This is a genomic window from Arthrobacter sp. T572 (genome assembly GCF_056780115.1).
This window is the reverse complement of the sequence record NZ_JBRAZQ010000001.1, coordinates 16,107-30,538: the sequence shown is the minus strand read 5'-3', so window position 1 is coordinate 30,538 and position 14,432 is coordinate 16,107. Positions and strand designations below refer to the sequence as shown.

Annotated in this window: 15 protein-coding genes; 12 read left to right on the top strand and 3 right to left on the bottom strand. The window is 60.9% G+C overall.

The window, feature by feature from the left end; translation table 11 throughout:
- Positions 1–37 precede the first annotated feature (37 nt).
- The 5 genes from ACUYMZ_RS00125 to ACUYMZ_RS00105 all read left to right on the top strand — a co-directional run bounded on the left by ACUYMZ_RS00125 (position 38) and on the right by ACUYMZ_RS00105 (position 4,804).
- On the top strand, positions 38–1,405 hold the full coding sequence (locus tag ACUYMZ_RS00125) for an MFS transporter (RefSeq protein WP_481601644.1): 1,368 nt from the start codon (positions 38–40) through the stop codon (positions 1,403–1,405).
- A gap of 81 nt (positions 1,406–1,486) precedes the next feature.
- Positions 1,487–2,470 (top strand): glutamate-cysteine ligase family protein, encoded by a 984-nt coding sequence (locus tag ACUYMZ_RS00120; RefSeq protein WP_481601643.1) that lies wholly within the window; start codon positions 1,487–1,489, stop codon positions 2,468–2,470.
- A gap of 16 nt (positions 2,471–2,486) precedes the next feature.
- Positions 2,487–3,506, top strand: coding sequence for an ATP-grasp domain-containing protein (locus tag ACUYMZ_RS00115; protein ID WP_481601642.1), 1,020 nt, complete (start codon positions 2,487–2,489; stop codon positions 3,504–3,506).
- Between the two features lie 201 nt (positions 3,507–3,707).
- Positions 3,708–4,412, top strand: a complete 705-nt coding sequence (locus ACUYMZ_RS00110; protein WP_481601641.1) for a GntR family transcriptional regulator — start codon at positions 3,708–3,710, stop codon at positions 4,410–4,412.
- A gap of 110 nt (positions 4,413–4,522) precedes the next feature.
- The gene (locus ACUYMZ_RS00105) at positions 4,523–4,804 is read left to right on the top strand and encodes a hypothetical protein (protein ID WP_481601640.1); all 282 of its coding nucleotides are present in this window, start codon (positions 4,523–4,525) and stop codon (positions 4,802–4,804) included.
- A gap of 54 nt (positions 4,805–4,858) precedes the next feature.
- On the opposite strand, the gene ACUYMZ_RS00100 is transcribed toward ACUYMZ_RS00105, so the two are convergent.
- On the bottom strand, positions 4,859–5,785 hold the full coding sequence (locus ACUYMZ_RS00100; RefSeq protein WP_481601639.1) for a LysR family transcriptional regulator: 927 nt from the start codon (positions 5,783–5,785) through the stop codon (positions 4,859–4,861).
- A gap of 178 nt (positions 5,786–5,963) precedes the next feature.
- On the opposite strand from ACUYMZ_RS00100, the gene ACUYMZ_RS00095 reads away from it, so the two are divergent.
- The 3 genes from ACUYMZ_RS00095 (at position 5,964) to ACUYMZ_RS00085 (ending at position 8,458) form a co-directional block, all read left to right on the top strand.
- Entirely contained in the window at positions 5,964–6,920 is a 957-nt protein-coding gene (locus ACUYMZ_RS00095; protein WP_481601638.1) for an alcohol dehydrogenase catalytic domain-containing protein, read from the top strand.
- Positions 6,913–8,019 (top strand): flavin monoamine oxidase family protein, encoded by a 1,107-nt coding sequence (locus ACUYMZ_RS00090; protein WP_481601637.1) that lies wholly within the window; start codon positions 6,913–6,915, stop codon positions 8,017–8,019. The genes ACUYMZ_RS00095 and ACUYMZ_RS00090 overlap by 8 nt, the downstream gene beginning before the upstream one ends.
- Positions 8,020–8,089: 70 nt before the next feature.
- On the top strand, positions 8,090–8,458 hold the full coding sequence (locus ACUYMZ_RS00085) for a carboxymuconolactone decarboxylase family protein (RefSeq protein ID WP_481601636.1): 369 nt from the start codon (positions 8,090–8,092) through the stop codon (positions 8,456–8,458).
- A gap of 83 nt (positions 8,459–8,541) precedes the next feature.
- Here the strand turns inward: ACUYMZ_RS00085 and ACUYMZ_RS00080 are convergent, their stop codons facing one another.
- Positions 8,542–9,645 carry a branched-chain amino acid aminotransferase gene (locus ACUYMZ_RS00080; protein ID WP_481601635.1) on the bottom strand — a complete coding sequence of 368 codons (1,104 nt, stop codon included), beginning with the start codon at positions 9,643–9,645 and terminating at the stop codon, positions 8,542–8,544.
- A 50-nt stretch (positions 9,646–9,695) separates the two neighbouring features.
- A complete protein-coding gene (locus ACUYMZ_RS00075) occupies positions 9,696–10,145 on the bottom strand; it encodes an Lrp/AsnC family transcriptional regulator (RefSeq protein WP_481601634.1) in 450 nt (149 codons plus the stop codon).
- 179 nt (positions 10,146–10,324) lie between these two features.
- Between ACUYMZ_RS00075 and ACUYMZ_RS00070 the strand changes: the two genes are divergently transcribed.
- The 4 genes from ACUYMZ_RS00070 (at position 10,325) to ACUYMZ_RS00055 (ending at position 14,426) form a co-directional block, all read left to right on the top strand.
- The gene (locus tag ACUYMZ_RS00070; RefSeq protein WP_481601633.1) at positions 10,325–11,557 is read left to right on the top strand and encodes a MalY/PatB family protein; all 1,233 of its coding nucleotides are present in this window, start codon (positions 10,325–10,327) and stop codon (positions 11,555–11,557) included.
- Between the two features lie 40 nt (positions 11,558–11,597).
- Positions 11,598–12,062 carry a RidA family protein gene (locus ACUYMZ_RS00065; RefSeq protein ID WP_481601632.1) on the top strand — a complete coding sequence of 155 codons (465 nt, stop codon included), beginning with the start codon at positions 11,598–11,600 and terminating at the stop codon, positions 12,060–12,062.
- 165 nt (positions 12,063–12,227) lie between these two features.
- A complete protein-coding gene (locus tag ACUYMZ_RS00060; RefSeq protein WP_481601631.1) occupies positions 12,228–13,676 on the top strand; it encodes an amino acid permease in 1,449 nt (482 codons plus the stop codon).
- Between the two features lie 153 nt (positions 13,677–13,829).
- Entirely contained in the window at positions 13,830–14,426 is a 597-nt protein-coding gene (locus ACUYMZ_RS00055; protein ID WP_481601630.1) for a DinB family protein, read from the top strand.
- Positions 14,427–14,432: the final 6 nt, after the last annotated feature.

The window sequence follows — 14,432 nt, the reverse complement described above, 5'->3', positions numbered from 1 at the left end:
CCAACATCAACAGAGCACTAGGTCGATAGGATTATTAATGAAACCACATGCCGGCAACGGAGGCGGCGTTTCCCCCAACCCCCTCCTCGAAAAATCCGCATACCGAAAAGCCACGGTGAGGCTGGTCCCCTTCTTGGCGGTCTGTTTCGTCGTTGCATACCTGGACAGGGTCAACGTCAGTTTCGCCCAAAGCCAGATGCAGGAAGACCTGAGCTTGTCTCCGGTGGCGTACGGTCTGGGTGCGGGCATCTTCTTTATTGGGTACTTCGCCTTTGAAATACCAAGCAACATCATCCTTAACAAGGTGGGAGCCAGGAAATGGCTGGCGTTCATCATGATCGTTTGGGGCATCTTGTCGGCCCTGACCATGTTTGTGCAGAGCGAATTCTGGTTCTACCTCCTGCGCTTCTTCATCGGCGCGGCGGAGGCAGGCTTCATGCCGGGGGTCATGCTCTTCTTCACGTTCTGGTTCCCGGCCAAGAAGCGCGCTCAAATCAACTCAATGTATCTACTGTCCGTCCCACTCTCCAGCGTCCTCGGCGGTCCCGTCGCCGGTATCATCCTGACCTTCTTTGCCGACGGCCCCCTCTTCGCCGGCTGGCAGTGGCTGTTCTTGCTTGAGGGCGCCTTGGCCGTCCTCTGCGGCTGTCTTCTGTATTTCATCCTGACGGACGGGCCTCAGCAGGCGCGGTGGCTGAGCGGAGAAGAACGCACACTCATTCTCGAAAACCTGGAAGCAGAACGAGGCGACAACCATGAACATGACTTTAAAAAGGCGCTGCGGCGCCCGGAGACAATCTTCCTCGCAGCCGTGTACTTCTTTGCCTTGATGGGACAGTGGGGGCTGACCTTTTGGCTTCCGCAACTCATCGGTCAGTCCGGGGTCCAAAGTGAACTTGTGATTGGATTCCTCTCCGCGATCCCGTTCTTAGTCGCCTGCGTTGCCATGATCGCCATGGGCAAGAACTCCGACCGCACGGGCGAACGCCGCAGGCATATCGGCATCGCCTTGGTCATCTCCAGCGTGGGGTTCATCCTGACCGGCATCTTCTCCCACTCCACCGGGCTTTCCATGGTCGCCCTGACCCTGGCAGCGATTGGCGTCAATGTGTTCTTCCCACTGCACTGGACTCTGCCACCGAAAGTCCTCGCAGGGCCGGCCCTGGCTGCGGGCATTGCCCTGATCAACGCCGTCGGCAACCTGAGCGGATTCGTCAGTCCCTACTTGATCGGTGTTATCAAGCAGTCCACTGGACGAACTGATGTGGCCATGTACATCGTTGCGGCTTCAGTCATGCTGGCCGCCATTCTCGTCCTCGTCTTCCTGCCCAGGCAACTTGCGCTCCGGGACAAACCTGCCCCGACAGCAGCCGGCGGTGCGAAGGAAGAGCTGTCCGTTCGATGACAGTCGGTCCCGGGCCGACAAGAAAGCGGCCCGGGACCCTATCAAAGGGCACGACTACCGACCCCGGGAGAGAAGAAGGAAATGGACATTACCCGTTACAGCGTGGCGCAATTATTCCCATCGGCACGGCAGCATCGGACGGTCCGTGCCGGCATCGAACATGAATTCCTCACCTATGACCTGGGCACGGGCGCGGTGCCGTCCCTGCAGAGAATGCGTCAAGCCCTTACCGGCGCGCCATTGACGTGTTCGATCTCTTTCGAGCCGGGCGGGCAAGTCGAGCTGAACGTGCCGCCCGGGACAATACCGACAGCGATGGCCAGCATCCGGCGGAATGAGCGCGACTTGAAGGCGGCCTTCGCCGCTGACGGACTTGGCCTGCTGAACTCCCCCGTTGACATCCGTGACGAAAAGAGCATCCCGCTCCAGCTCACTTCCCCAAGATACCTGGCAATGCAAAAACACTTTGATGGAATCGGTTGCGCAGGCAGGACCATGATGCGCAGGACAGCTTCAACCCAAGTATGCCTGGACTGGTGGCCGGGTGCCGAGGGCATCCAGCAGTGGCATGTGTTGCTGCTTGCGGGGCCGTTCCTGGCAGCCCATTTCGCGCGGTCCTTCGGTCCTGCCTCCCGTCTGGCCACGTGGCTCGCCGCGGACCCCGGCAGAACCGGCTTTGATGACCGGCTGCTCCATGGCGACGACCCCATCGAGGCCTACCGCGGGTTCGCGCAGGCAGCGGTTGTCTTCCTCGACAGCACCACTCCTGCCGAACACCTGACGACGTTGTTTCCGCCTGTCCGCCCCAGGCGCAGATACCTTGAAGTGCGGTTTCCGGACGCCCAGGAGCTCCCAAGGATGCAGCGCCTCATCGAAGTGCTGTCTGCGCTGGTCTACGACAGCCGCATCCGGGTGGGGGCGCTCCGGCGGCTCGACTCGGAACGAGACCGGCTCGCCGAACGCTGGCAGCAAGCCGCCGACGGCCATGACGAAACGCTGGCCATTGGTGCGGCCTTGGCGGAACTCGCCAGTCCCTCGTCCCGCAGCGTAGCTGCCGCATCTTAATGAATCGAGGTATCACATGGACGTGTTGTTCGTGACCGACCCCCTCGGAACCTTGCGACCAGACGTCGACGCCACCGTCGGTCTTATGGCCGCCGCCCAAGAACAAGGCGCAGCAGTGTGGGTATGCCAGCCGGAAGATCTTTCCATCGTCGACGCCAGGGTCCACGCCCGCGCAACCGAACTGCTGCTCAGGCCGCGCAGGAGAGCGCAGAATCACACGTGGGTTGTGGAACGGCAATGGTTCGACGTGCTGCAACGCGGGGATCTGGACGTCGCAGCCCAGACCGGGCTCGTCCTCTTTCGCATAGATCCTCCGGTCAATGATCGTTATCTGCACGCAACTTACCTCCTTGATCTCGTGGAGGCCGCGGGGGTGCCGGTGACTAACCGCCCTGCCGGCATCCGCGGTTTCCATGAAAAGCTGTGCGCCTTTCTGGCCCCTGACCTGTGCCCTGAAACGCTGGTCACGGCACAGCCCCGCGACGTTGTCGGGTTCGTCCGCAGGGTAGGGCGAGCCGTCATCAAACCGGTCGATGGGTTCGCCGGCATGGACGTATGGCAGGTCCGCAATGATCCGGCACTAGCGGCCTTGGCGGAGTCGGCAACACGGCTGGGGACCCGTCAGGTCATTGTCCAGGAGTTTCTCGACGACGTCGAAGCAGGAAACAAGCGTCTCTTCGTTCTGGACGGGGAAATCATTGGCGCCGCGGTGCGCACACCGTCCTCAGAGGACTTCCGCATCGGACCACCCGTAGCCGCGGCTGACGCAGACCCGGATGACCGCCGAATCGTTTCCGCCATGGCACCCTGGCTCCATTCGCACGGCCTAAGAGTGGCTGGATTCGACGTCATTGGAGGCCGCCTGATCGAAGTCAACGTCACCTGCCCCGGAGGGATGAGTAAAGCGGATGCCCTTCTCGGGACCGAACTGTCCTCCACTATTATGTCCCGCCTGATCAGCACTCCATTACCGGGAACAGTCGGCACCGCAAGGCACCCCGCTTTTGTTCCGACCACCACCTCCATCGAGGCATGACCTGGCCCTTGCCCGCTCCATCACTGATGCACCGCCGGGCGCGGTCACTCATATGGACACTCTGCGCCGGACCAGAGCTTGAGCATTGGCCAACACAACATGTATCCCAATCGAATCTCAGTGCCCCGCGCGAGGTTCCGGGCCGGTAGTGTTGCTGTGCAGAGACTTGATCTGCGACGACCGGGAGGATGGACAACGGACGTGACCGAATGGGTGCAGGCTTCCAGCGCGGCAGAACGTGCTTACCAGACGATACGGGACCACGTTCTTGACGGAACCCATGCGCCCGGGACGATGTTAGGGGAAGCCCCCCTGGCCGCCGCACTCGGCATGAGCCGCACCCCGGTGCGCGTTGCTCTGGCGAGACTTCAGGACGAAGGGTGGATCACGGTCTACCCGAAGCGCGGGGCACTTGTCCGCGGCGTCACTGAGCGGATGGCCGCCGAACTGGCCGATGCCCGCTACATACTGGAAACCGCGGCAGTCGACAGGGCCCCTGAACCATTGCGCCAAAGCTTGGCAGATGCGTTGGAAGAATCCGTAAATTTGCAGCGGGCCGCGTTCGCCGACGGCGATGTCCGGCAGTTCATCGCGCTGACTCTTCAATTCCACCGGGGCATCGTCGAAGCAGGTGGAAGCGGCGTCCTCCTGGAACTGTACGAACGGCTCGCCGACCGGCACCGTTTTGTGCTCTTTGCGGCCGGTAGTCAGTTGCTGGAACGGTGCGCCGAGATCATAGCCGAACATCACGCCCTGGTCACGCACCTACGGGCCGGGGACGCCGCGGCGTTCGCCGATGTCCTGCGCCGCCACATTGCCGAAATCTCGGTTAAGCCTCTGAACGCGTCTCTGCCCGGAGCCCTCTACCCCGCCACGCCGGACACCCATGATTACAAGCCACTATAACTCTTCTTTATGGGGTCATGCGCAAGAGGGTTCTAGTGATCCTCGGGTTCCGGCCTTAGATTTCCTCGTGAGGCCTGCGTCCGCGGCCACTCATTGAAGAAAGGACCTTCATGGCCTACCTAGAGATCACCCTGCAGATCGAGGAAGCAAACCGACCGTCCGCTGCTGCCGTATACGAGAAGTACAAGCAGCCGTTCCTGGACACCATCGACGGAGCAAAAAGCAAGGAGCTGCTGCTCCGCGACGCTGACGTTCAAGTGCTGCACGGCTTCGGCAGCGTCGAATGCGCCCAGTCATACCTCGGGTCAGAACTCTTCACCCAGGATGTGGTCACAGCCCTGCAGCCCTACCTGAAAGCAGATCCGGAGATCCGAATTTACGAGACCGTTTAGGACCACCGGAGGGAGACGCCGAGGAGCCGGTGGGGGGTGCCTCCGCCGGCCCCTTCAGTCCTGAACTCCGACACCGATCGACGAGGTAAAAGTCTGGGAACCACTGATGTGTACTGCCAGGTCCTCCAGCTCAGCGGCAAGAGGCGACTGGGGGTTCCAGACGGCCTCGTAAAAGATCTCGACTTCCCTGTCCTCATCCAGCAGCGGTCGATGGACCGCGTCCGTGTTAGTCACCTTGGACTGCGGCAGCAAGGCCGCGCCAAGGCCAAGGTCGGCCCATAGTTCGAGAACGCGATAGCTCGATGCTTCACCGGGGTAGGCGTTTAGTGCCAGTTCCTTGGACCTGAACAGGTCGCGGGTGAAGGTGGTCAAACCGCAAGCCTCGGGAACCATGATCAAAGGCCGGATGCCAACCTCAGCCACTTGCATTGGCCCAGAACCCCCCTCTCCCTTACTTTCGACGACGACCACAGGCTCGGAGTCGACGATCCGGTGGGTAAAGCGCGGCAAGGGCAGCACGGAGGGTATCAGGATGATGTCCAATTCACCGGCGACGAGTTGGTCCTGGAGCTGCTGCATGTTCGCCTCCCTCAGTACCAGGTTGCGCGAGCAGGCTCCGGGTTCGCGGCATACGGCGCTGTACGCCGCTGCTATCAGCCGCGGATTTATCAGCGGAGAGACGCCCACACGGATACTCTCACTGCCCCGGTCGTTCCATTTGTTGGCCTCCGCCGCTATCTTGTCCACGGCGGCCAACGCCTGCTCGATCAGCGGCAGGACGTGTAAGCCGAAGGCGGTGGGAGTCACCCCGCGGGGGGAACGCTCAAACAGCTTTTCCCCCAACTGTTCCTCGATTCTTGCCACGCCGTTCGACAATGCCGGCTGCGTCACGCCGTAGGCGCGGGCAGCGGCACTGAAAGAGCGCATCTCCACCACAGCCTGGCAGTAGCGCATATTCTCGATCGCCCATCGTTCAGCCATAAGCACAGGCTATCGCACTATTCAAAGATCCCGTCTACAAGGGGGCGTTGATCCTGCATAGGGTCAGGAGAACTGGCAGGCACAATGACACCAACTGATGGGAGCACCAATGCGGGAGACCGCCATAAGAATGCTTGGGAGTACGCCCGAGGCGCTTCTGGAAGCCAAGCAACTCCCCGTGAAGCCCCCCGCTTCCGGTTTCGTCAGGATTGCCGTGGCGGCCAGCGGAGTCTGCTACGCGGACATTGCCACAGCCCGTGAAGGAACACCGGACAAACCGATCACTCCCGGTCATGAGATCGCGGGGGTGATCGCCGAAATCGGCGCCGGTGTCACCGGCTGGGATGTGGGCGACCGGGTTCTGGTGGGCTGGTTTGGAGGAAGCTGCGGACAATGCGTCTTCTGCCGTAAGGGCGACGTTGTCCACTGCCCGCGACGCAAAGTTCCAGGAATTTCCTACCCCGGCGGCTGGGCGGAAACAGTGACCGTCCCTGTTGACGCCCTGGCCCGGATCCCCGAGGGCCTTGGCTTCGCCCATGCAGCCCCCATGGGATGTGCAGGGGTGACAACATTCAACGCCATCCGCCAGGCCGGCCTTGCTCCGGGAAGCCGGGTGACTGTCTTCGGTATCGGTGGACTTGGACATCTGGCCGTTCAGTTCGCCGCGAAAATGGGCCATGAAGTAATAGCTATCTCACGCGGTTCAGAACGCAGGGAGGTGGCACTGGCCCTCGGAGCCCACCACTACATCGACAGTTCAGCCGAACCTGCAGGCGAGACACTGCATCGCATGGGTGGTGCTGATCTGATCCTCAGCACGGCATCATCATCGGCTGCAGTCACCGACCTCCTTCACGGTTTGCGTGTCAGGGGAACCCTCACGGTCGTCGGCGTCGACGGGGGCCACCTTGAAGTGCCTTTGACGAAGCTGGTCATGAACAGCCAAGCCATCAGCGGCCATCTGACTGGCAGCCCCCTCGATACCGAGGAAGCCATGCGCTTCGCTGTCCTCCATGACGTCAAACCCCTGGTGGAATTGATGCCCCTTGACCATGCCACCGAAGCTGTCGCCCGCATCAGCGCCGGCGATGCGCGTTTTCGGATTGTCCTGAAAGGCAACGGAACAAATGAGTGAACACCAGCCGCGCTACGACGCAGTGGTGATCGGCGCAGGCATAGCAGGTCTCACAGCTGCCGACGCCCTGATCCGCGATGGCGCCTCAGTGCTGGTTTTGGAAGCCCGGCCGCGTACCGGGGGACGTCTACTGTCCATTCCGGCCGGAACCCACGCGATCGATCTGGGTGCGACCTGGTTTTGGTCCAACGAAGCATTCGTCGACGGGCTCGTTCATAGGCTGGAAACCGCCGTTTTTGCCCAATCCATTGCCGGGGATGCGCTCTACGAATCTCCTCACGCTGGAGTCCAACGCCTGAACGGGAACCCTCTTGCCGCCCCGCCAGCCAGGTTCACCAACGGCGCCCAAGCCCTCGCTCTTGGGCTCGCGGGCAGACTTCCACAGGGGACGGTGCGGTTGTCGGAACCGGTGAGCTCGGTAGCGTTGCTCGACGAGGGATATCTCCGGGTCCGGGCACGCACCCTCACCGTGAAAGCCGATCAAGTGGTCGTAGCGCTGCCTCCCGCACTGGCGGTCGAACGGATCCGGTTTACTCCTGAGCTGCCACCGGAGTTGCGCTCGGTGGCGGCGTCCACAGCCGTGTGGATGGCCGAAATGGTCAAAGCCGTTGCCGTCTACGAGCGGCCATTTTGGCGCTCAGCCGGGTTGGCGGGTGCCGCGATAAGCCACGCAGGCCCCTTCCGCGAGTTCCACGACCATAGCGGACCAGGCGGAACACCCGCTGCCATTTTCGGTTTCGCCCCGACGGCACCTCTCGCCCAGTTGCCTCTTGAATCGCTCAAAGAGATGTTCGTGCACCAGCTGGAAAGGGTGTTCGGCAAGGACGCCGGGCACCCGTCGGACGTCCAGCTCCTAGATTGGAGCCGAGAAGAGTTCACTTGTCCGCGAACGGTTGCCGGCAATGCCTCCTGTGCCACCTACGGGACGGGTATCTTCCAGCAACCGGCATTCGGCCGGGTGCACTGGGCATCCACGGAAACGGCCACAGCCCACGCCGGACACATCGAAGGGGCAATTCGCGCCGGCGTGGAGGCCGCGGGTCGGATCAGCCGGTCCGTACCGCCAGACCATGCTCCCAAGGGGATCATCTTTACCTGATTTGCATCGGACTCAGGGAAGCAAACAGCACCGGCAAGCCGGGCCTACATCACAGAAAGACAGATCGAACATGACGTATCACGAACACAACGACAACCAGTTTGCCCGCCACCTCCGTTCCGGGGCGCCGGAGGCATTCAAGGCCTTGCAGGCTTTCGATCACGCCGCCATCGAAAGTGACACGAAAGTCATCCCCCGCAAGTACACGGAGCTCATTGCAGTAGCCGTCGGTCTCACCACCCAGTGCGCCTACTGCATAGAAGCCCACTCGAAAGCCGCTCAGGAGGCGGGAGCTACGGAGGCAGAGCTCGCTGAAACGGTCATGATCACCAGCGTCCTGCGCGCTGGTGGCGGGTATGCCCACGGATTCATGGCCATGAAGTTCTTCAAACAGGCCGAAGCAGCCGCTACGGACGATAAGGACGAAGCAGTCGCCTGAGCCATGAAAATGACGACGGCGGGTTCCCGGGCCAGGAGAGGACGGAACCCCGCCGTCGCTCCTGGTTAAGGGGAGGCCACGGTTCAGAGGTCCAGACGATACATCCATTGGTGACGGTCTTCCGCCCGCCCGTACTGGATGTCGGCGATCTGCTGGCGCAGCTCCAAGGTCACTGGACCCGGAGGGGCGGTGATATCGCCGATGGTGAGCGACGCTGACTTCACTTCGCCGATAGGAGTGATGGCCGCGGCCGTGCCGCATGCGAACATTTCAACGATGTTCCCGGAGGCTACACCTTCGCGCCATTCCGCAAGGGTGACGGGCCGCTGTTCGACCTCCCTCCCGGCGTCCTTGGCAAGTTGAAGGACCGATTTCAGGGTGATTCCCTCCAAGATAGTGTCCGAACCGGGGGTGAGAAGGGATCCGTCCTTGCGGACAAGGACCACGTTCATGCCGCCGAGCTCTTCGACATACTTGCCTTCGACCGAGTCAAGGAACAGGACCTGAGCACACCCGTTTTCATATGCTTCTGCTTGGGGCAGGAGCCCGGCGGCGTAATTGCCCCCTGTTTTAGCTGCACCAGTTCCGCCCTTTCCGGTTCGGGTAAAGGTCTCAGAGAGCCAGATGGAGATGGGCTTGACGCCGCCGGAGAAATAGGCGCCGGCAGGGCTTGCGATCAGGTAATAGACGTAAGCCTGGGATGCCCGCACGCCCAGAAAGGCCTCTTCGGCGAACATAAACGGCCGGAGGTAGAGGCTCGTACCCGGCCCGGAGGGAACCCACCGGGCGTCTACGGCGATGAGTTGTTTGAGGGAGTCAAGAAAATGCTGCACTGGAAGTTCGGGCATGACCATACGACCTGCTGAGCGCTGGAAGCGGGCGGCGTTCTCCTCCGGGCGGAAGGTCCAGATGGACCCATCCTCATGCCGGTAGGCCTTCAAGCCCTCAAAAATTTCCTGTCCGTAGTGGAACACGCCGGCAGAGGGGTCCAGTTGCAGTGGCCCATACGGGGCAACGTTTGGGTTGTGCCAGCCTTTGTCGACTGTCCAACGGATGGCGACCATGTGGTCGGTGAAGTGGTCGCCGAAGCCGGGGGCCGCAAGAATCTTCCGAAGGTTGTCATCGCTGCGGGCTCTTGGATGGGTAGTGACGGTGAATTGCAGCGTGCCGCTTGAATGATCGGTCATGGGGTTACTTTCTGGGTAGGTAGGTAGCAGTGCTCTGATGGCGGGCTGGGTCAAGAGAACGGGAGTGGCCTTGGGGCGACAATCTGCTTCATGACGATGGTCGAATTCAATCCGGCCAGACCCGGGAGCTTGGTCAGGGTGGTGTCATAAAGCCGCTGGTATGCGGGCAGGTCCGCGCAGGCGACCCTGATCAGGTAGTCGGGTTCGCCGAAAAGCCGCTGGGCTTCGATGATGTGGGGTATTCCTGCCAACGCAGCGTCGAACTCATCCACGGCCCCGGCTTTGGTGAGGGTCGCGAAAACAAGGACTTCGAAGCCGAAACCCATGGCAGGGGCGTTCACTACGGCCTTATAGCCTTCGATCACTCCCTGTTCCTCCAAGTCCCTGACTCTGCGTTGACACCGGGAAAGGCTGAGATTGACGCGGTCGGCCAGGTCGGTGAGGGTGATCCGACCCTCTTCCTGCAGGCAAGCAAGAATCTTGCGATCTAGAGAGTCCATATTCAAAAAGCTAGCATGCTCAGCCGTTCAGGGGTAAAAAGTAGCAAACGAATTGCGGCCAATTCGAACTAATCTATTCCATGTAAGGAAGATCACTTCTCGCAGCTGAGGAGTGAAGCCCCACTCCGGCTAGACGACGCTGGCGTGTCGTTCGACCCCACCACTGAAGGAACCAGCCCTTGAATACCCATCCGCTTCTGGCAGAACATGAAACCCAGAGCCGTCCCGGCCATTCACTTTTGGACGAGGTGGTGGACCGGCGGCAGTCCAACTCCATGAAATGGGCCTCGGCCCAAGCCTTTTTGCGCCCCGATGAGGCAGCGGCCGACCCCTTGCCGATGTGGGTCGCGGATACCGATTTCAAAGCTCCGGCCGTTGTGCTTGACGCACTTCACGAGGCCGTCTCCTACGGAATTTTCGGCTATCCCGGCGGCGCCACCACCAGCTACGTCGAGGCTGTGACCGGATGGCAAGCCCGCCGGTTCGGGTTTGACGTAGACCCCGACTGGGTTTGCCAGACCTCCGGCATCATCACCAGCCTCAAAGTCGCGGTGCAGGCGTTTTCCGCGCCCGGAGACACAGTGCTGATCCAGCCCCCGGTTTACGCCCACTTCCACAATGACGTCCTCCTTAACGGCCGCCACCTGGCGATGGCTCCGCTGGAGCGCACTGAGGACGGGTACCGGTTCAACGCCGAGGTGTTCGAAAAGGCGATACGCCCCGACACCAAGCTCTTTATCCTCAGCCACCCGCACAACCCCACCGGCAACGTCTGGTCTGAGGCAGAGCTGCGGACCATGGGCGAGATCTGTGCCAAGCACGGGGTGCTGGTGATCTCCGATGAGATCCATCAGGACCTGATCATCAACCCGGAAAAGAAGCACATTCCGTTTGCATCACTGGGACCTGAGTTCGCCCGCAACAGCATCACGTGCACGGCACCCAGCAAAACCTTCAACCTTCCCGGCCTGCAAAGCGCGAACGTGTTTATCCCGGACGCCCGGATCCGTGCAGAGTTCCTGCGACAGTATGACCGCAACATGTTCCCGCTCGTCAACACCCTCGGCATGATCGCCGCCGAAGCCGCTTACACACACGGTGAGCCATGGGTTGAGGAACTGTTGACCTACCTCCGCGGCAACCACGCCCACTTCGCCAACACCATCAACGCCGCAACCAACAAGGTACGTGTCCTTCCAGCCGATTCGCTCTATCTGGCTTGGATGGACTGCCGGGCCCTCGGCCTGGACGCCGAAGCGCTGGACCGCTTCATGCTCCTCGAAGCGCGCCTCTGGCTGGACAAGGGACAGAAGTTCGGTGTCGAAGGCCACGGCTACATGCGCGTGAATCTTGGCTGCCCCCGCAGGACCGTGGACGAGGCCATCAACCGGCTCACCAGCGCCTTGCTTTAACCCTGCCGGAAACACCCAAACCAACATAAAGAGGCAACACATGACTGTCAGCACCACTGAACGCCTGCAGGAACTAGGTATCGAGCTCCCCGACCCCACGCCCTCCGCAGCCAAGTACGTCCCTTGGGTGAAAACAGCCCATCTGCTGTTCACCTCAGGCCAGCTGCCGCTCAAGGGCGGCTCCCTTGCCGCCACAGGCCTGCTGGGCAAAGACCTTGACGTTGCAGAAGGGCAGGACGCGGCGCGCTGGTGCGCCATCAATGTCCTGGCCCAACTCCGTGACGCCCTCGGTGACCTGGACAGGGTTCAAAAGCTCGTCAAAATCACGGTTTTCGTCGCTGGCGCGGAAGGCTTCGCGGACCACCACCTTGTAGCCAACGGCGCTTCCGAACTCCTGACCGAAGCACTCGGCGACCGTGGCGAGCACTCCCGTTCCGCCGTCGGCGTCGCCGGACTGCCGCTGAATGCACCGGTGGAAGTCGAAGCCGTCGTCGAATTTAACTAAACAAGGACGGCGGCGGCCGTCACCGCCGCCGTCACAACCCCGCACAGACTTCCGTCCGCACGGACGGCACAGCTCCCCCCAAGGGTCACCGGCTGGCACCGGCGCCCCACAATCACCTCCAAAGCCGCCTTCAACGAAGAAGGCTTCCTGCAAAGAAGGATTGCCATGGCTGAAACACGTGCCGCAAGCACCACTGTAGGCAAGAAAACAACCACCTACGAAAAAGAAAACCTCAAAAGAGGGCTCAAAAGCCGCCACCTGCAAATGATCGCGATCGGCGGCGCCATCGGGACCGGACTCTTCTACGGCTCTGCAAGCGCCATCCAAACCGCCGGCCCTGCCATCATCATCACCTACCTGCTCGCAGCAGGAGCCATTTATTTCATCATGCGAGCCCTTGGTGAAATGTCCGTCGCAGAACCGGTCTCAGGCGGCTATATTTCCTACTCCAACCGCTACATCCACCGCTTCGCCGGTTTCCTCAACGGCTGGAACGCGTTCATCTTTCTGCTCGCCACCAGCGCAGCTGAACTGAATGCACTGGGCAAATTCGCCCAATTCTGGTTTCCTGACCTGCCCATCTGGGTCACCGCCCTCGCCGCTGTGGCCATCATGTTCACCGTCAACATCATCGGCGTACGCATCTACGGCGAAGCGGAATTCGGTCTCTCCCTGGTCAAAGTCGTCGCCATCATCGGACTCATCGTCTTCGGACTGGCCATGATCTTCTTTGGCCTCGGAAACGACGGGACCCCCGTCGGCTTCGGCAACCTGGTCGAACACGGAGGCTTCCTCCCCAATGGCGTCAGCGGGATACTCATGGCCGTCGTCATGGTCGCCTTCGCCTTCGGCGGCATCGAAAACCTCGGCTTCGCAGCAGGCGAAACCGAGAACATCGAAAAGACCATGCCTAAAGCCGTCAACGCTACCTTCTGGCGCCTGCTGATCTTCTACGTCGGCGCCATCAGCATCCTCATCACGATCTTTCCCTGGACTTCCCTAACCGGAAAAGGCAGCCCTTTCGTAGAAGTCTTCACCCACATCGGCATCCCAGCGGCAGCCTCCATCATGAACCTGGTCATCATGACTGCGGTTCTCTCTGCCGTGAACTCCAGCGTCTTCAGCAACAGCCGGACTTTCTACAACCTCTCCCTGCAAGGCAACGCACCCAAATTCCTCGGGACCGTCAATAGCCGCAACGTCCCCTCCAAAGCAATCATGCTGGTCTTCGGCACAATGTTCGCCGGCGTGGCGCTGAACTTCCTCATGCCGGAGCAGGTCTTCGAAATCTTTGCCTCTGTGACCGTTTTCGGTCTCATCTGCGCCTGGGGATCCATCGTCATCAGCCATTTGCGCTTCCGCAAGGCACGGGCAAAGGAAGGACGCCTCGGGGAGATCACATACCGGATGCCGTTTGCTCCCTACAGCAACTACATCGCTCTGGCCTTCATCACCTGGGTACTGATCATCCTCGCCATCTCCCCCAGCCGTCAGACGTCACTAATCGTCTCTGCAGCCTGGGTCGGCATCGTCTACGTCGCCTACCGTATATACACCCGCCGTAGCGGCAAGGAGCCCGCCGAGACAGAACTCATCAGGAGCAGCAGCCGCTGACAACAATGGCTTGAAGTGCTGGCCGTCTGTGACAGCTGGCCAGCACTTCCTGCTTACCAAGCCGGCGTCGTCAGAATTTCCCTGATAGCCGTTGGTTATGGGGACATTCATCTCAGCCCCCTTCCGCAGCTTCCCGGCCGCTCCTAGATTCCAATGGGGAACTACAGGCTTTGCCCGCTCAAACTATTGAGCCCGTATGGAAGGACAACCGTGGCCACGAAGACGATAGCCGACCTCTTGAGGGAATACGACCGGGCGCGGTCCTACACCGATCAACTGTGGCGAGATTTAACCCCCGATGAAGTCGTGTGGCGACCGCATCAGGATTCCAGTGCTATCGGCTGGCATCTTGGCCATCAGGCCCACGTGGCCCATTTCATGGTACGCAACCTCACCGCGGCAGAGCCCAGCCCGGATCCCGAGCTGGACGGACTTATGGATTCCGCTTGCCCTGAACGATTTCGGGGTGCCCTTCCCACCATCAAGAGGCTGGGAGCATTCCGTGACGTGGTAGCTGAACGTGTCCACGCCAGGCTGGGAGCCATTGCATCAGGAAGGGTCCCTGCGGCTGAGCAGATGAGTATTGTTGGTGGTCACCTCCTGACTGCACTCATCAACCACGAGTACCAGCACGACCAGTGGATTGCAGAGGTACGCGAACAAAGCCTTGGCCGTTCCTTGCCGGATGACCCGGATACTGACACAGTGCAACGGATCGATGGGTACCTCATGCTCGACCCCCGTTTGTGATCGGGG